Here is a 15,932-nt window from a genome sequence, read left to right on the forward strand (position 1 = left end):
GGCCGACGGTTGGCTATACCGCCCGCCGGCCCCGGTTGTTACTTGCCGCTGTCGTCCTTGCTCTCGCTGGCGCCAGCATCGGGCTTCTTGACCGCCGTCTTCGCTTTCGCGGCGGACTTTTTCCTGGCGGGCGGCTTGCGCTTGGCCTTGGGCGGCGCCGGGGTCAGTTCGAAGGACGGCTTGTTGTCCTTCACGCTCACATGAACCTCGCCGCCATCGGACAGCTTGCCGAACAGCAGCTCTTCGGCGAGCGGCTGCTTGATCTTGTCCTGGATCAGACGCGCCATGGGGCGTGCGCCGTACAGGCGGTCATACCCCTTGTCGGCCAACCACGCGCGGGCTTCCTTGTCGAACTGGATATCGACATTCTGTTCGGCCAGTTGCAGTTCCAGCTGGAGGATGAACTTGTCGACCACGCGGGCGACCGTTTCCTTGCCCAGATAGCTGAACGGCACCACCGCATCGAGGCGGTTGCGGAATTCCGGTGTGAACATGCGCTTCACGGCATCTTCGCTCGCGTCTTCCTTGGACACGTCGCCAAAGCCGATCCCCTGCCGTGCCATGTCGGCGGCGCCGGCGTTGGTGGTCATGATCAGAACGACGTTGCGGAAATCCACCGTCTTGCCGTGATGGTCGGTCAGGCGCCCGTTATCCATCACCTGCAACAGGATGTTGAACAGGTCGGGATGCGCCTTCTCGATTTCGTCGAGCAGGAGGACGCAATGCGGGTTCTGGTCGACCGCATCGGTCAGCAGGCCGCCCTGATCGTAGCCGACATAGCCCGGAGGGGCGCCGATCAGGCGGGAAACGCTGTGACGCTCCATGTATTCGGACATGTCGAAACGCTTGAGTTCAATGCCCATGATGCTGGCCAGCTGGCGCGCCACTTCGGTCTTGCCGACACCGGTGGGGCCGCTGAACAGAAAGCTGCCGATCGGCTTGTCCGGATCGCGCAGGCCCGCACGCGACAGCTTCATCGCGGTGGACAGCTTCTTCACGGCGGCGTCCTGTCCGAAGACGACATGCTTGAGGTCGCGTTCGAGGTTTTCGAGCGCCTTCTTGTCGTCCTTCGAAACAGATTTCGGGGGAATCCGGGCCATCGTGGCGATAACCTGCTCGATCTCACGCGAAGTGATCTTCTTCTTGCGGCGGCTGGGCGGCACAAGCATCTGCATCGCGCCGACTTCGTCGATCACGTCGATCGCCTTGTCGGGCAGTTTGCGGTCGTTGATGTACCGCGCCGACAATTCGACCGCCGTCTTCAGAGCATCGGCGGTGTAGGTGACCTTGTGGTGCCCTTCGAACGCGCTCTTCAGACCCTTGAGGATCTTGATCGTGTCTTCGACGGTGGGTTCGTTCACATCGATCTTCTGGAACCGGCGCAGCAGCGCGCGATCCTTTTCGAAGTGGTTGCGGAATTCCTTGTAGGTGGTCGAGCCGACACAGCGGATTGCGCCGCTCGAAAGCGCGGGCTTGAGCAGGTTGGATGCATCCATTGCCCCGCCGCTGGTTGCGCCGGCGCCGATGACGGTGTGGATTTCGTCGATGAACAGAATGGCATCGGGCATGCCCTCCAGCTCGTTCACCACCTGCTTGAGACGCTCCTCGAAATCGCCGCGATACCGTGTTCCGGCAAGCAGGGCGCCCATGTCGAGCGAATAGATCACCGCGTTGGCGAGCACTTCGGGCACTTCACCCTCGACGATCTTGCGCGCAAGCCCTTCGGCGATCGCGGTCTTGCCGACGCCGGGATCGCCCACATAGAGCGGGTTGTTCTTGCTGCGGCGGCACAGGATCTGGATAGTGCGATCGACTTCGGGTCCGCGGCCGATCAACGGATCGACCTTGCCGGCTTCCGCCTTGAGGTTGAGGTTGACCGTGAACTGGTCGAGCGCGGTTTCCTTCTTGCCCTTGGCATCGCCCTTTTCTTCGGCTTCGGGCGCCGCCTCTTCGGCACCTTGCGCGGGGCGGCCTTCGATCTGCTTGCCGCCCTTGCCGATGCCGTGGCTGATGAAGCTGACCGCATCGAGCCGGCTCATATCCTGCTGTTGCAGGAAATAGACCGCGTAGCTGTCCCGCTCGGAGAAGAGGGCGACGAGGACGTTGGCGCCCGTCACGGTGTCCTTGCCGCTGGACTGGACATGCAGGATCGCACGCTGGATCACGCGCTGGAACCCGGCCGTCGGCTGGGGATCGGCACCGTCGTCCGATTTGAGCGACTGATATTCCTGTTCGAGATACTGCTTCACCACCGCGCCGAGTTCGTCGACATCGACACCGCAGGCAGCCATCACCTGGGCGGCGTCTTCGTCGTCGATGAGCGCCAGCAGCAGGTGTTCGAGCGTGGCGTATTCGTGCCGACGCTCGCCCGCGTCGCTGAGCGCTGCGTGGAGGGTCTTCTCGAGATTTGCTGCGAAACTGGGCATTCAGTGGGTCTTTCTTGCGGGCTCGCGAGGTGCGAGCAAGGGGGAGCTTATGGCCTGAAGGTTAGCCAAAGCTGTATGCGTGGCCGATATGGGTGCGACGGAGGAAAATTTCAGCCCCCGCGCCATCACCTATTCCTTGCGCCCGAACAGCGCCTCGGCGGCGTCGCGTTGCGCGGCGGCCTTGAGACGGTGTTTTTCCACCCGGGCAATTTCCGCTTCGAGGAGGGCGATCCGCTCCTCCAGTTCATCCTGGGAATAGGGGCCGAGATCCTCCGCGGCGAGCTTGCTCGCGGCATCGCCTATGGGGCGGGGACGATCATCGTCTTGCATTGCAGCCAATCTCGCAAGCTTGCCCGGTTGCTGTCAACGGGGGTGCGCTGTATTGCCCCCTTCCGTGGCTCTGGCGCCACGATGCCAGTGCGCGAAGCAGGGGAAAAACGTGGTAGCGAATGTGCCCGATACGATGATCGCGATGGGTTTTGACGAGCCGGGCGGTCCCGATGTCTTCCGTCCCGAAACGCTCCCCGTTCCCCAGCCGGGCGAAAACCAGCTCCTGATCCGCGTGAGCCACGCAGGCGTAAACCGGCCCGATGTGATCCAGCGGCAGGGCTTTTATCCCCCGCCGCCCGGCGCATCCCCGATCCCGGGGCTGGAAATTTCCGGCACGGTCGTCGCGCTGGGCAAGGGCGCTGCCCCCGAAATGCTCAACCGCCGCGTGTGCGCGCTGGTATCGGGTGGCGGTTATGCCGAATACTGCCTTGCGAACGCGGCCCATTGCCTGAATGTGCCGCCGGAAATGGACATGGCCGCAGCGGCGGCGATCCCGGAAACGCTGTTCACCGTCTGGCACAACGTGTTCGAGCGCGGCTGGGCCCGCGAAGGCGAGACTTTGCTGGTGCATGGCGGCACGTCAGGCATCGGGACCATGGCCATCATGCTCGGCAAGGCGTTCGATCTGACCGTCATCACCACCGCCGGCAGCGACGACAAGTGCGAGGCCGCACGCGAGCTGGGTGCAGACCTGGCGATCAATTACAAAGAGGCGGACTTTGTCGAGGAAGTGAAGAAATTCACCGATGGCAGGGGCGTGGACGTGGTGCTCGACATGGTTTCGGGCGACTATGTGGCCAGAAATGTCGAATGTCTGGCCGACGATGGCCGCCATGTGACGATCGCGGTTCTGGGCGGACTGAAGGCCGAACTCAACATGGCCACCATCATGCGCAAACGCGTGACGTTGACCGGGTCGACCCTTCGGCCGCGATCCGATGAATTCAAGGCGCTGCTTGCCGATGAAATCTACAACCACGCGTGGCCGCTGTTCGAAGACGGCACCGTGGCGCCGGTCATGGACCGTACTTTCGCGCTGACCGAGGCTGGCCTTGCCCATGCGCGGATGGAGGCCGGCGACCACATCGGCAAGATCGTGCTGAAGGTTCTCGGTGACCCGGACGACGCTGCGTGAGGAGCCGCACACAGGCAATTGCCTGACCGGAAAGTGTAACGAAGTCCCCGATACGTAACGGTTTTGTGGTCGGCGTGTAATATTTGCCCGCCATGGTGAGGTCGACCAGCGATGGGGGACCTCATCCATGACCGAATTACCGGCCGAACTTGCGACGCTGCACACGATAACCGGCTTCCCGTCCGTCCGGCCCAGCGTGCCGGAGCGCACGGTGGGCGAGCGGCGGCGTTTCCGCACGATCTGGATCAGCGATATCCACCTTGGCACCAAGGGCTGCAACGCGGGTCTGCTGATCGACTTCCTCGATCATACCGACAGCGACACGATGTATCTTGTCGGCGACATCATCGATGGCTGGCGATTGAAGAAAAAGTTCTACTGGCCGCCCGAGCACAACGACATCGTCTGGCGCATACTCAAACGTGCGCGGCGCGGGACGCGGATCGTGTATATCCCGGGCAATCACGACGAAATGGTACGCCCGTTCTGCGGCATGAATTTCGGCGGGGTGGAGATTTTGCGCGCCGCGTTCCACGATACGGCTGATGGACGCCGACTGATGGTGCTGCACGGCGACGAATTCGACACCATCATGCTGGCCCACCGCTGGCTCGCCTTCGTCGGTGACGCCGCCTACCACCTGATGATGCGGCTCAACAACTGGGTCGCCATCGTGCGCAATCGGCTGGGCCTGCCTTACTGGTCGATCTCCAGGGCGGCCAAGCACAAGGTCAAGAACGCGGTCGAATTCATCTCCAAATACGAAGAGGTCGTCGCCCGCGCCGCCGGGGAGCGCGGGGCCGATGGGGTGGTGTGCGGCCACATCCATACCGCCGAATTCCGCGCATTCACGCAGGATGGCAGGCGGGTCGAATACTGGAACGATGGCGACTGGGTCGAAGGCTGCAACGCGCTTGTCGAACATTTCGACGGGACAATGGAAATCCTCCACTGGCCGGAAGAAGTCGCGCGGCGCGACCGGATTGAAACCCCATCGGGCCGGGAGGCGGCGTGACGGCACTCTCGCGCATCGATAGCGCGGCTGTGCCGGAAGCTCTCCCTACTCGAATTGCGATCATAACCGATGCCTGGGCGCCGCAGATGAACGGTGTGGTGCGAACCCTGGCCGCGACGTGCGATGCCTTGCGTGCCGAAGGGCGCGAACTGCTTGTCGTTTCGCCGGATCTGTTTGCCAGCATCCCATGCCCGACCTATCCGGAAATCCGGCTGGCGTTTCCGGCCCCGGGCACAGTCGCCGAAATGCTGCGCCGTTTTGCCCCCGACGCGATCCATATCGCGACCGAGGGCCCGCTCGGCATGACGGCACGCCGCTATTGTCTGCGCCACGGCGTGCGGTTTACCACTGCCTATCACACACAGTTCCCCGAATATGTGGCGCGGCGTACCAACCTGCCGGCGCGATGGTTCTGGAATTACATCGGCTGGTTCCATGCGCCTGCGGAGCGTGTGCTGGTGTCGACCGCAAGCATCCGCGAAGAGTTGCGCTCGCGCGGGCTCGCCAGGGTCCATCACTGGGGCCGCGGCGTCGATCTCGACAGCTTTTCCCCGAACGCGCCCCCGCCAGCCGAATTTGCCGGTCTTGTCCGGCCGATCCAGCTTTATGTCGGTCGGGTCGCGGTGGAGAAGAACATCGAGGCTTTCCTGGCGTGCAGGCATCCCGGCACCAAGGTTGTGGTGGGCGACGGTCCCGCCCTTGCTGCGCTGCAGCGCCGTTATCCGGAAGCACATTTTCTCGGGCGCAAGGCCGGCGCGGACCTGGCGGGCTGTTACGCCGGAGCCGATGTCTTCGTCTTTCCCAGCCGAACCGACACATTCGGCCTGGTGATGATCGAGGCGCTCGCCTGCGGCACACCGGTTGCGGCGTTTCCGGTGCCGGGGCCGGTCGATATCGTGATCGGCGCTGTTGGTGCGCTCAGCGAGAACCTCGACCGGGCGATCGATGCCGCGCTTTACTGCTCGCGTAAGGAGTGCGTTGCGTATGGGGCGAAGTTCAGCTGGGAGGCCGCCACCCGGCAATTCCTCGCCGGTCTGGCAGCGTTCGATGGCGAAACGCAGCTTTCGCCTTAGGGATTCGCTTGCCGAATCCGTCCCCCTCGCCTACATCGCTACCGCAACGGCCGCTCCGAAAGGGGCGGCCCTTCTATTTTTTGGATCCGAGAGAAGGCACAAAGATGGCCGATCAACCCAAACCGCTCATGCCGCATGCGACCGCCACCTGGCTGATCGACAACACCGGGCTTTCCTTCGAACAGATCGCGGAATTCTGCGGCATTCACATCCTCGAAGTGCAGGCCATGGCCGACGATCTGGCGGGCAGCAAGTACACCGGCCGTGATCCTGTACACGCAGGCGAACTCACGCTCGACGAAATCGAGAAGGGTCAGGCCGACGCGGAATACAGCCTCAAGATGCACCGCGCACCGGTGGCCGTCAGCCGGACCAAGGGGCCGCGTTACACGCCCGTTTCCAAGCGTCAGGACAAGCCCGACGGTATTGCCTGGCTGCTGCGCAACCACTCCGAGATTTCGGACGCGCAGATTTCCAAGCTGATCGGCACCACGCGCAACACCATCACCGCGATCCGCGACCGCAGCCACTGGAACATCCAGAACATCCAGCCCAAGGATCCCGTGACTCTGGGCCTGTGTTCGCAACGCGAACTCGATGCGGTTGTCGCCAAGGCGGCCAAGAAGGCCGGCATCGAAAGCGAAGCGGCACCGGTCGAAAGCGGCACCGATCGCGAAAAGCTGATCGAGGAACTGCGCGCCGAACGCGAAGCAAGTGTGAAGGCGGCCTCGGAAGCCGCGCAGGAAGCCGAAGCCGCTGCATGGCTGGTCGCCAAGCGTGCGTCGGAAGAAGCGGGCGAGGAAGGCGAGGAGGCCTGATCGCCCGCGCACGCCGTTAAGGCAATGCGCTGAAAGCCTATTTTGCTTGCGATTGGTGCCGCCACGCGGCATCGTGCTTACATGGATGTAAGTAAGCTGGCGAACCACCATCCCGTTCCATGGGATACCACGTTCACGCCGGTGGCCCTGCCCGACATGTTCGCGCAGACCACCGCGCGGGCGCCCGACGCGCCGCTGGTCCATTTCCTGGACCGAACCTACTCCTACGGCGAACTGTATGCCGATGCGCAGCGCTTCGCCCTGGCGCTCAAGGCGCGCGGGATCGCTCCGGGTGACCGTGTCGGCCTGTTCCTTCCCAATGTCCCGATCTACGTTTCCGCCTATTACGGCGCGATGATGGCGGGCGCGGTCGTGGTGAACTTCTCGCCGCTTTATTCGGTCGACGAACTTGCCGCGCAGGTCGCGGATTCGGGCACTCGCGTGCTGGTGTGCGTCAACGTGCCCGAATTGATGGGAACAGCGGAAAAGGTCCTTCACGGGTCGGGCCTCGAAACGCTGGTGGTCGGCGAACTGGCCGCGATGCTGCCGCCGCTGAAGGGTTTCGCGATGAAGCTCTTCGCGCGCAGAAAGATTGCCAAGGTGCGTTTCGGTTCGGACATCCTGCGCTGGTCCGACCTTCTCAAGACCGCCGGGCGAACCGGCAAGCCTGGCGAAAAGCACCCCGACCTGACTTCACCCGGCCCACAGGATCTGGCGCTGCTGCAATACACCGGCGGGACCACCGGGACGCCGAAGGGGGCGATGCTCACCCACGCCAACCTGTCGGTCAACGCGCAGCAGGTCGCCAGCATCAACCCGTTTGGCGATGCGCCGAACGAGGTGTTCATGGGTGCCCTGCCGATGTTCCACGTCTTCGCCAACACGGCCTTGCTCAACCATGCGGTGACCACCGGGGCCTCGATCGCGATGGTCCCGCGGTTCGAAACCGCCCAGGTCCTGGCCACGATCGAGAAATACGGCGCGACGGGTTTCCCCGGTGTGCCCACGATGTTTCAGGCTTTGCTCGACCATCCGAAACTGGACAGCACCGATCTTTCCACCCTCAAGGTCTGCATATCGGGCGGCGCACCGCTCCCCGCACCGGTGCGGGAGAAGTTCGAGGCGCGAACGGGCGTCCGGCTCGTCGAAGGATACGGCCTCACCGAAAGCAGCGGGGTCGTCTCGGCCAATCCCTATGCCGGGATGCGCAAGCCGGGGACGATCGGCAACGTGGTGGCGGGCACCGAAATCCTGCTTCTCGACAAGGCCGATCCCACCGTGATCGCCCCGGATGGCGAACCGGGCGAACTGGCCCTTTATGGCCCGCAGATCATGCAGGGGTACTGGAACCGCCCCGACGCTGCGAAGGACGTGTTCGTTACCCATCTGGGCAAGCAATGGCTTCGCACCGGCGATGTGGCGACCGTCGATGAGGACGGCTTCGTCACCATCGTGGACCGGATCAAGGACATGATCGCGGTCGGTGGGTTCAAGGTTTTCCCAAGCCAGGTCGAACACGTCCTGCTGGAAAACGATGCCGTGAAGGAAGCGCTGGTTATCGGCGTGCCCGACGATTATCGCGGCGAAGCGCCGCAGGCCTATGTCACCCTCAACGACGGCAGCGATGCCGATGGCGACGGGCTGCGCGACTGGCTGAACGCGCGTGTCGGCAAGCACGAGCGCGTGAACGCGGTGATCGTGCGGCACGAGCTTCCCAAGACGATGATCGGCAAGCTCGACCGTAAGGCCCTGCGCGCCGAAGTGCTCGACTGAGGCGCAAAGAAAAGGCCGCTTCCGCCAGAACGGAAACGGCCTCACCCCTTTTGAAGCGGGGAAATCAGTTGGCTACCGAAAGCTCCGGCTTGGCCCCGGCCTGCGCCGAAGGTGCGGCCTTTGCCGCCTTCTGTGCATCGCGGTGAGCGAAGCGGCCTTCAACCTGCGCGCCCTGTTCGATGGTCAGCGCGTCGTAGAACACGTCGCCCATGATCCGTGCGGACTTCAGGATCACCAGTTCACGCGCCGTGATGGAACCGTGAACCGTTCCCGCCAGACGCGCGGTTTCCGCCTTCACGGCGCCGGTAATCGTGCTCGTCTCGCCCTGCACCAGGCTGGAACAGGCAATGTCGCCTTCAACCGAACCATCGACATGCAGATCGGCCGAAGCCTTGATGTCGCCGGTAATGGCGAGGTCTGAACCGAGGACGGAAAAGGTCGAACCGCTCTTGCTGGACATGCTCATTCGCCCCGCGTCACTGTGCGCTGGCGAGCTGTGGGGCTCGCCGGATTTCTTCGAGAACATGGGGGGCTGTCTCCAGGAAGGTGCGCGGGTTGACCGCGCGGTTGTTGATCCGAACCTCGAAGTGAAGGTGCGGGCCGGTCGAACGGCCGGTGCTGCCAATGGCGCCGATCGTCTGGCCCGGAGCCACCTTCTGGCCGAGCTGCGCCTTGAAGCGCGACATGTGGGCATAGCGCGTCATCAGGCCGTTGCCGTGGCTGATTTCGACGGTGTTGCCGTAACCCGACTTGCGGCCCACGAACGTGATCTTGCCGGCTGCCGCAGCGTAGATCGGCGATCCGGTAGGGCCGCGGAAATCGAGGCCCTTGTGCATGGCGCCCGAGCCGGTGAAGGGGTCGCGGCGATAGCCAAAGCCGGAAGAAATGAATTCCAGGCTGGCGGGTTCGACCTGCGGCACACCTGCAAGGCCGGTTTCCAGGACCGACATCCGGGCGATCGAAAGGCCGAGACGCTCGAAGCGCGGGTCGATCGTGCCGTCAGCCGATGTGGCGAGTTTTTCGAACGGGCCACCCATTGCGGACCGGTCGGCGCTGGCCACCATGGTGCGGGGGTCGAGGCCCAGCTTCTTGAGCGCCGCTGCAGCGCGGTTGGCGCGCCAGTCGGCGTAACGCGTCAGGCCCTCGACGAAGGCGAGCTGGCGCGCTTCGATCGTGGCCAGTTCGGCTGCTTCGGGAATCGAGGCGCTGATCTTTTCGACCGTCGCTGCCGCTTCGGTCGACGAATCGCTGACGTTCTCGACGCTCTTCACGTCTTCCGGCAGCGAAGCGACCATGTCTTCGATGAAGTCCTGGCGTTTCACCAGATCGGTGGCGACCGCATCGATATTGTCGCGGTAGGCGTCGACGCGCTCCTGCGCCGTGGCGACCTTGGCTTCGCGATCGATCAGCGAAATCCGGTCGGCGGTGGCGCGGTACTGTGTCCAGCCTGCGACCGCCATGGACGTGGCCCAGACCAGCAAGGCCGCAACCGCGACCGATGCCGCAGTCATCTGAAGCTTGGAGGATATGGTGATGAAGCGGACGTTGCCTTCCGAACGCATGAAAAACTCACGGTCCGGAAACATGCTACGCACGCGGCTTCGCCAGCCACTGGTGGCAATCTTGTTGCTCAAAACGACCCGTCCCTTATGGTCTTACGTCCCTGATTACGATCGCTACCAAAGGTTCCTGACAAAATCGAATCTTGGTTCCCGCCGAATCCACGAGTCGAAGGAAAGACGCGGTGAGTCGTTTCAATTGGGGAAAATATTCGTTCCCGAAAGGGTATTAAAACCTAAGCGGGGATTAACCAAGGCGCCATTCCAAGATGCCGAATTCCATAGTGCAACTCACACAACTCTCTGGAAAGTCATGAAACTTCGACAGCCCACAACCCTGCTGCAAGTCGCCTGATCGCGATGGCGCGAATCGGTTTGCTGGGCGGAAGCTTCAACCCGGCGCACGGCGGGCACCGCCGCGTGTCGCTTTTTGCCCTGCGCGCGCTTGGCCTGGACGAGGTATGGTGGCTGGTTTCTCCCGGTAACCCGCTGAAACCCAGGGCAGGTATGGCGCCCCTGGCCGCGCGGTTCGGTTCGGCTGTCCGGCAGGCGCGCCGCGCGCCGATCCGGGTCACCGCGATCGAGCGGGAATTGGGAACGCGTTACACCGTCGATACGCTGGCCGGGATCACGCAGCGGTATCCCAAGCATGCGTTCGTTTGGCTAATGGGCTCGGACAATCTGGCTCAATTCCACCAGTGGCGCGACTGGCGCGGCATCGCACGCACCATGCCGATTGCAGTTATCGCGCGTCCCGGCTATGATAAGGATGCAATCGCGAGCCCCGCGATGGCCTGGCTGAGGCGCTTTCGCGTGCCGTTGGCCGGATTTGTAAATGGGGGCGAATGGAGTGCACCGGCACTGGTGACTTTGCGTTTCGATCCCGATCAACGATCGGCCACGGCTATTCGCCGCGCCGATCCCGATTGGGCCGCACGCTTTGCCGGGCCGCCTCCAAGGGACCAGCTGACACATCGGGTGATCGAGGCGCGGGAGGAAACAACCGCGCCATGATGCGCGTTGTGCCTTCGATGACCCACGCCCTTCGATCCAGGAGTACCGCATCCGCCTATGACACAGGCGCAAACCAACCCGGCTTCGGCCGCTTCCACTTCGGCAAAGGCGGTTCCCATGGGCGCCGCTGAGTCCGACCCGCTGCTGGCCATGGTCCTGCAGCACCTCGATGACGACCAGGCCCAGGATGTCGTGACGATACCCCTCGCAGGGAAAAGCTCGATTGCGGACAATATGGTCATCGCATCGGGTCGCTCGACGCGTCAGGTTGCCTCGATGGCCCAGAAGCTGGCGGAAAAGCTGAAACAGGCCGGCTATGGCCCGGTCAAACTCGAAGGCCTTCCGGCTGCCGACTGGGTATTGCTGGATGCAGGCGATATCGTGGTGCACCTGTTCCGCCCCGAAGTCCGCAGCTTCTACAATCTCGAGCGGATGTGGGCGTTCGGCGACGCGCCGCCTGTCGCCGGCATGGCCTGATCCAAGGGCGGGACTCTCCCGCCCCCTGGCTTTTCACGCGCCCGGCCACATCGGCCCGGCGCCGTGCTGGACGCAGGCCCTACCGCGTCATAGAGCCGCATCATGCTCCTGCACGTAATCGCCCGAGGAAAAATTGCCCGTTCGCCCGAGGCGGACCTCGTCGCGCGCTACGAGAAACGGTTGACCTGGCCGGTCAAGTTCACCGAACTCCCCGAAACGGGCGGGCGGATTCCCGAACCCCTGTCGCCGTTCCGCACTGTGCTCCTCGATGAACGGGGGAAGGACCTCGGATCGGAAGATTTTGCCGCGATCCTTGGGCGATGGCGCGACGATGGCGTGCGCGAATGCCGGTTCGTGCTCGGCGCAGCCGATGGGCACAGCGCCGAAGAGCGCCGCGATGCCGACCTGCTGTTCGCGTTCGGCAAGGCCACCTGGCCCCATCTCCTGGCGCGGGCAATGCTGGCCGAACAGCTGTACCGCGCCACGACAATACTTGCCGGTCACCCCTACCATCGCAGCGGATAATGCGGCAGGACTGACGCCATGATCCGCCGCAGTGCCGCCATTCTCGCGCTCCTTGCCGCCGCCGCAGGCGCGGGGGTGGCGCTGACGCCGCTGGGGGCGGCCCTGGGGACCGAAGGGGCGACACAGTTTTCCACCGTGACACAGGCGCGTGAGGCACTGGATGCCGCACGCCAGCAGCAACGCAACGCACGCGCGCGCGGCGAGCGGCTGGAAAGTCAGGCCGCCCAATCGCGCGAAGCGGCAGACAGGGCGCTGCAGGAGGCCGCGGCGCTCGCCGCGCGGGTCCAGCAATCCGAAGCTTCTATCGCCGCGGCCGAGGCGCAGCTGGCCCTTGTGCGTGGGCAGCGGCGCGCGCTCGACCGCAACCTGGCGCAGCGGCGCGAACCGCTGGTCCAGCTTACAGGCGCGCTGCAGAGCATTGCCCGCAGGCCGCTCACCCTTTCGGCGCTGCAACCCGGGAGTTTGCGCGACCTTGTTCACACCCGCGCCGTGCTCGACAGCACCATCCCCATCGTGAAGCGCCGCACCGCTGCATTGCGCGGCGAGCTGGAACGCGCCCGAATTCTTGAAGGCGAAGCGGCGGAGGCACTGGTCGATCGCCGCGAGAGCGAAATGGCGCTGGCGCGAAGGCGAACCGAACTGTCGGCTGCGGCTGAACGCCAGCGGCTGGCGGCGCAACAGGCCGAAGGCGGTGCCACCCGTGAGGCGCGCCGCGCGCTTGTGCTTGCGGAGGAGGCGCGCGACCTCGATTCGCTCGTTGGCCAACTGGAGGTGTCCGGTTCGCTCCGCAAACGGCTGGCGGCGCTTCCCGGCCCGATCCCCCGCCCTGAAAACCCGGCGAAGGCCAGCGTTTCCGATGCGCCCGCCCCGGTACCCAGCGCGACTGCCCCGCCGGCGCGGTATCAGCTGCCCGTCGACGGGCGGGTCGCGGCAGGCTTTGGCGAAGCGGGCAATGGCGGGCCACGTGAAGCGGGTATCGAACTGCTTGCCCGCCCGGGGGCCCAGGTGGTCGCACCCGGCGCGGGGCGGGTCGCCTTTGCGGGGCCGTATCGCGGGTATGGCCAGATCGCGATCATCGAACACGCCAACGGGTGGACCAGCCTCGTGACCGGGCTGGCCACGCTCCATGTCGCGGTGGGCCAGTCGGTAACCGCCGGTTCGCCGCTCGGCGTGGCTCCGCGAGGGGCGGCTTCGATCACGCTGGAATTGCGCCGCGACGGCACGCCCGTGAACCCGCTTGACCATTTGCAATAGGCCCCGGTCGAATTCCCCTTCAAGAACGCCCGGTTCATGCTCATCTGGTATTCACCGCGCCGAGACTATAAGATGCGCCTGCGCAATGGAGATCCTACGCCGATGAAATTCGCCGCTTTCGCCCGTTCGGCCGCCCTCGTCACTGCCGTGGCGCTGATTCCGGCGACAACAGCCAGCCTGGCGCAGGTGGATGGCCGCGCAGGTCCGCAGTTCGCGAAGGTTATGGCCGTCTACCAGCGCATCAAGTCCAGTTATGTCGAGCCGGTCGAGGACGATGTCCTGATGCGCGGCATGATCGACGGGATGCTGGCTGCGCTCGATCCGCACTCGTCCTATCTCGATGGCAGCGACCTCCAGCGGCTCGAAACCATGATCGACGGCAATTATTCCGGCCTCGGCCTATCGGTCGTGATGGAAGACGGCGCGGTGAAGGTCGTCTCGCCCTTCCGCGGCAGCCCGGCTGACAAGATGGGCATCAAGGCGGGCGACTTCATCACCCATCTCGACGGCAAGCTGATCTATGGCGGAAGCCTGGACGAAGCGGTGGCCCAGATGCGCGGGCAGGAAGGCACCAGCATCCGGCTGACGATTTTCCGAACCGGCCGCGAAGAACCCTTCGACGTGACCGTGACGCGCGGCGTGATCGAGCTGGAGCCGGTCACCTGGGAACTGGAAGATGGCAACATCGGCCACATCATGATCAACGAATTCTCGCGCGATGTGGGCAGCGACGTCTTCTCCGCTTGGGAAGATCTGAAGAGCAAGGCCACGGGGCGCCTTTCGGGCCTGGTTCTCGATCTGCGCTCTAATCCGGGCGGCAGCCTCGATGAAGCCGTGGCCCTTTCGGACCTGTTCCTGTCGGACGGACGGATCGTCTCGCAGCGTGGCCGCGCACGGGGCGAAAACATCCTCTACGACGCCGAGACTGTGTTCCGGGGCGATATTGCCGAAGGTCTGCCGATCATCGTTCTGATCGACGCAGGTTCCGCGTCGGCGTCGGAAATCGTGGCCGGCGCGCTGCAGGATCATCGCCGTGCGGTGGTCATGGGCGAACGCAGCTTCGGCAAGGGCAGCGTGCAGTCGCTGTTGCCGCTGGGCCGTGATGCGGCTCTCAAGCTCACGACAGCGCGCTATTTCACCCCTTCGGGCCATTCGGTGCAGGAAGGCGGCATCAAGCCCGATATCCTCGTGCCGCAGCTGTCCGATCCCGATCTGGCCAAGCGTTCGAAGTTCGTGATGCGCGAATCGGATTTGCGCGGTCACCTCATCAACGAAGCCGGGATCGCCGACGAAGCGATGGAACGCGACCAGCGCGAGGACCCGCGCTTCCAGCTGACCTCCGCCGAGCTCGAGGCCAAGGGCATCAAGGACTTCCAGTTGCATTATGCGCTGGAAACTTTGCGCCGCACGGCCCCGAACACGGTTGCCGCGCGCTCGCGATAGGGTAAACCGCTCCCCATGAATTCAACGGCCCATTTCCGTACCGCGCGCACGCTGGCGCTCGCGGTGCCCGCGCTGCTCCTTGGCGGCGCGTATGTTTCCGAAATCTTTTTCGGTCTTTACCCGTGCGAAATGTGCTGGTGGCAGCGGTGGCCGCACTTTGCCGCCATCGTGCTGGCGTTGCTTGGTTTTGTCGTCGCGCCACACCGCTTGTGGACGGCTCTGGCCGCGCTCGCGATCCTGGCGTCGGGCGCAATCGGGTTTTTCCATGCCGGCGTCGAATACGATTGGTGGCCGGGCATCACATCGTGCGCCGCGGTGTTCTCGGAAGGCGGAGGCAGCGCGCTCGACAGCATCATGAACACTCCGCTGGTCCGTTGCGACGAACCGGCCTGGACGCTCTTCGGGATCAGCCTGGCGGGCTACAATTTCCTGATCTCGACCGCGGCGGGGATTGCGATCCTGTGGCTGCTCGGCAAGGACCGTAACCGGTGACCAAGGTTCCCGATCATATTGCGCGCATGATCCGGGTCGATCAGGCCGGTGAATTTGGCGCCACACGTATTTATGCCGGCCAACTGGCGGTGATGGGGGATCGCGGACCCCATTCGGCCGAAATCGCGGGCATGGCCGAACAGGAAGCGGGGCACCGTGCCAAGTTCGATGCGCTGATGGCGCGGCGCGGCGTGCGGCCCACCGCGCTACAGCCCTTCTGGGATCGTGCGGGTTTCGCGCTCGGTGCGGTAACCGCGCTGATCGGCCCGGAAGCGGCCATGGCCTGCACCGCCGCCGTCGAAACCGAGATCGACGACCATTATTCGCGCCAGATCGACCAGTTGCTGGAAACCGGCGAGGACCCCGAACTGGCCGCAATGATCGAGGATTTTCGCGAAGACGAACGCGAACACCGCGACGCCGCGCTTGCCGCAGGCGCGGAGCGCGCGCCGGGGTACCCTGTCCTTTCCGGGATCATCCGCATGGGCTGCCGTGCCGCAATCCGGCTATCCGAGCGGATCTGACGGAACGCGCGGCCGCCTTCGCGCGCTTCATGGACAGTTCACCGCTGCGCGTGCCAAACGGGCGGCATATTTGA

Annotated in this window: 16 protein-coding genes; 12 read left to right on the forward strand and 4 right to left on the reverse strand. The window is 64.2% G+C overall.

Annotated elements, in window-relative coordinates; genetic code table 11:
- Positions 1-38: 38 nt before the first annotated feature.
- Together clpA and VR863_RS13455 are read right to left on the reverse strand one after the other, a co-directional pair.
- Positions 39-2,426: an ATP-dependent Clp protease ATP-binding subunit ClpA gene (gene clpA / locus VR863_RS13450; protein ID WP_324828980.1), complete on the reverse strand. Its 2,388-nt coding sequence runs from the start codon at positions 2,424-2,426 to the stop codon at positions 39-41.
- A 129-nt stretch (positions 2,427-2,555) separates the two neighbouring features.
- A complete protein-coding gene (locus tag VR863_RS13455) occupies positions 2,556-2,756 on the reverse strand; it encodes a DUF1192 domain-containing protein (RefSeq protein ID WP_324828981.1) in 201 nt (66 codons plus the stop codon).
- Between the two features lie 142 nt (positions 2,757-2,898).
- On the opposite strand from VR863_RS13455, the gene VR863_RS13460 reads away from it, so the two are divergent.
- From VR863_RS13460 to VR863_RS13480, 5 genes are all read left to right on the forward strand, one after another.
- A complete protein-coding gene (locus VR863_RS13460; protein WP_434785010.1) occupies positions 2,899-3,891 on the forward strand; it encodes an NAD(P)H-quinone oxidoreductase in 993 nt (330 codons plus the stop codon).
- Positions 3,892-4,018: 127 nt separating this feature from the next.
- Positions 4,019-4,906, forward strand: a complete 888-nt coding sequence (locus VR863_RS13465; RefSeq protein WP_324828983.1) for a UDP-2,3-diacylglucosamine diphosphatase — start codon at positions 4,019-4,021, stop codon at positions 4,904-4,906.
- An 86-nt stretch (positions 4,907-4,992) separates the two neighbouring features.
- Positions 4,993-5,979: a glycosyltransferase family 4 protein gene (locus VR863_RS13470; protein WP_324829283.1), complete on the forward strand. Its 987-nt coding sequence runs from the start codon at positions 4,993-4,995 to the stop codon at positions 5,977-5,979.
- A 104-nt stretch (positions 5,980-6,083) separates the two neighbouring features.
- Positions 6,084-6,797 carry a DUF1013 domain-containing protein gene (locus VR863_RS13475; protein WP_324828984.1) on the forward strand — a complete coding sequence of 238 codons (714 nt, stop codon included), beginning with the start codon at positions 6,084-6,086 and terminating at the stop codon, positions 6,795-6,797.
- Between the two features lie 81 nt (positions 6,798-6,878).
- Complete coding sequence (locus VR863_RS13480) at positions 6,879-8,570, forward strand: long-chain-fatty-acid--CoA ligase (RefSeq protein WP_324828985.1); 1,692 nt, start codon at positions 6,879-6,881, stop codon at positions 8,568-8,570.
- 64 nt (positions 8,571-8,634) lie between these two features.
- Here VR863_RS13480 and VR863_RS13485 read toward each other — a convergent pair whose 3' ends face one another.
- Together VR863_RS13485 and VR863_RS13490 are read right to left on the reverse strand one after the other, a co-directional pair.
- Positions 8,635-9,030 (reverse strand): bactofilin family protein, encoded by a 396-nt coding sequence (locus tag VR863_RS13485; RefSeq protein ID WP_324828986.1) that lies wholly within the window; start codon positions 9,028-9,030, stop codon positions 8,635-8,637.
- A 16-nt stretch (positions 9,031-9,046) separates the two neighbouring features.
- Positions 9,047-10,156: a M23 family metallopeptidase gene (locus VR863_RS13490; RefSeq protein ID WP_324828987.1), complete on the reverse strand. Its 1,110-nt coding sequence runs from the start codon at positions 10,154-10,156 to the stop codon at positions 9,047-9,049.
- A gap of 333 nt (positions 10,157-10,489) precedes the next feature.
- On the opposite strand from VR863_RS13490, the gene VR863_RS13495 reads away from it, so the two are divergent.
- From VR863_RS13495 to VR863_RS13525, 7 genes are all read left to right on the forward strand, one after another.
- Positions 10,490-11,143: a nicotinate-nucleotide adenylyltransferase gene (locus VR863_RS13495; protein WP_324828988.1), complete on the forward strand. Its 654-nt coding sequence runs from the start codon at positions 10,490-10,492 to the stop codon at positions 11,141-11,143.
- 57 nt (positions 11,144-11,200) lie between these two features.
- On the forward strand, positions 11,201-11,620 hold the full coding sequence (gene rsfS, locus VR863_RS13500; protein WP_434784995.1) for a ribosome silencing factor: 420 nt from the start codon (positions 11,201-11,203) through the stop codon (positions 11,618-11,620).
- Positions 11,621-11,722: 102 nt separating this feature from the next.
- Positions 11,723-12,145 (forward strand): 23S rRNA (pseudouridine(1915)-N(3))-methyltransferase RlmH, encoded by a 423-nt coding sequence (locus VR863_RS13505; RefSeq protein WP_324828989.1) that lies wholly within the window; start codon positions 11,723-11,725, stop codon positions 12,143-12,145.
- 18 nt (positions 12,146-12,163) lie between these two features.
- A complete protein-coding gene (locus tag VR863_RS13510; protein WP_324828990.1) occupies positions 12,164-13,399 on the forward strand; it encodes a murein hydrolase activator EnvC family protein in 1,236 nt (411 codons plus the stop codon).
- Between the two features lie 102 nt (positions 13,400-13,501).
- A complete protein-coding gene (locus VR863_RS13515; RefSeq protein WP_324828991.1) occupies positions 13,502-14,842 on the forward strand; it encodes a S41 family peptidase in 1,341 nt (446 codons plus the stop codon).
- A 15-nt stretch (positions 14,843-14,857) separates the two neighbouring features.
- A complete protein-coding gene (locus VR863_RS13520) occupies positions 14,858-15,334 on the forward strand; it encodes a disulfide bond formation protein B (RefSeq protein WP_324828992.1) in 477 nt (158 codons plus the stop codon).
- 26 nt (positions 15,335-15,360) lie between these two features.
- The gene (locus VR863_RS13525; RefSeq protein ID WP_324829285.1) at positions 15,361-15,858 is read left to right on the forward strand and encodes a demethoxyubiquinone hydroxylase family protein; all 498 of its coding nucleotides are present in this window, start codon (positions 15,361-15,363) and stop codon (positions 15,856-15,858) included.
- Positions 15,859-15,932: the final 74 nt, after the last annotated feature.

Source organism: Qipengyuania zhejiangensis (assembly GCF_035607565.1).
Lineage (GTDB): Bacteria > Pseudomonadota > Alphaproteobacteria > Sphingomonadales > Sphingomonadaceae > Qipengyuania > Qipengyuania zhejiangensis.

What these genes read in the sequence shown, in the direction of transcription:
- VR863_RS13480 (WP_324828985.1), top strand. Translation starts at nt 6,879, where the DNA reads ATGGATGTAAGTAAGCTGGCGAACCACCATCCCGTTCCATGGGATACC.
- VR863_RS13485 (WP_324828986.1), bottom strand. Translation starts at nt 9,030, where the DNA reads ATGTCCAGCAAGAGCGGTTCGACCTTTTCCGTCCTCGGTTCAGACCTC.
- VR863_RS13470 (WP_324829283.1), top strand. Translation starts at nt 4,993, where the DNA reads ATGAACGGTGTGGTGCGAACCCTGGCCGCGACGTGCGATGCCTTGCGT.
- clpA (WP_324828980.1), bottom strand. Translation starts at nt 2,426, where the DNA reads ATGCCCAGTTTCGCAGCAAATCTCGAGAAGACCCTCCACGCAGCGCTC.
- VR863_RS13520 (WP_324828992.1), top strand. Translation starts at nt 14,858, where the DNA reads ATGAATTCAACGGCCCATTTCCGTACCGCGCGCACGCTGGCGCTCGCG.
- VR863_RS13510 (WP_324828990.1), top strand. Translation starts at nt 12,164, where the DNA reads ATGATCCGCCGCAGTGCCGCCATTCTCGCGCTCCTTGCCGCCGCCGCA.
- VR863_RS13505 (WP_324828989.1), top strand. Translation starts at nt 11,723, where the DNA reads ATGCTCCTGCACGTAATCGCCCGAGGAAAAATTGCCCGTTCGCCCGAG.
- VR863_RS13525 (WP_324829285.1), top strand. Translation starts at nt 15,361, where the DNA reads ATGATCCGGGTCGATCAGGCCGGTGAATTTGGCGCCACACGTATTTAT.
- VR863_RS13490 (WP_324828987.1), bottom strand. Translation starts at nt 10,156, where the DNA reads ATGTTTCCGGACCGTGAGTTTTTCATGCGTTCGGAAGGCAACGTCCGC.
- rsfS (WP_434784995.1), top strand. Translation starts at nt 11,201, where the DNA reads ATGACACAGGCGCAAACCAACCCGGCTTCGGCCGCTTCCACTTCGGCA.
- VR863_RS13460 (WP_434785010.1), top strand. Translation starts at nt 2,899, where the DNA reads ATGGGTTTTGACGAGCCGGGCGGTCCCGATGTCTTCCGTCCCGAAACG.
- VR863_RS13515 (WP_324828991.1), top strand. Translation starts at nt 13,502, where the DNA reads ATGAAATTCGCCGCTTTCGCCCGTTCGGCCGCCCTCGTCACTGCCGTG.
- VR863_RS13475 (WP_324828984.1), top strand. Translation starts at nt 6,084, where the DNA reads ATGGCCGATCAACCCAAACCGCTCATGCCGCATGCGACCGCCACCTGG.
- VR863_RS13465 (WP_324828983.1), top strand. Translation starts at nt 4,019, where the DNA reads ATGACCGAATTACCGGCCGAACTTGCGACGCTGCACACGATAACCGGC.
- VR863_RS13495 (WP_324828988.1), top strand. Translation starts at nt 10,490, where the DNA reads ATGGCGCGAATCGGTTTGCTGGGCGGAAGCTTCAACCCGGCGCACGGC.
- VR863_RS13455 (WP_324828981.1), bottom strand. Translation starts at nt 2,756, where the DNA reads ATGCAAGACGATGATCGTCCCCGCCCCATAGGCGATGCCGCGAGCAAG.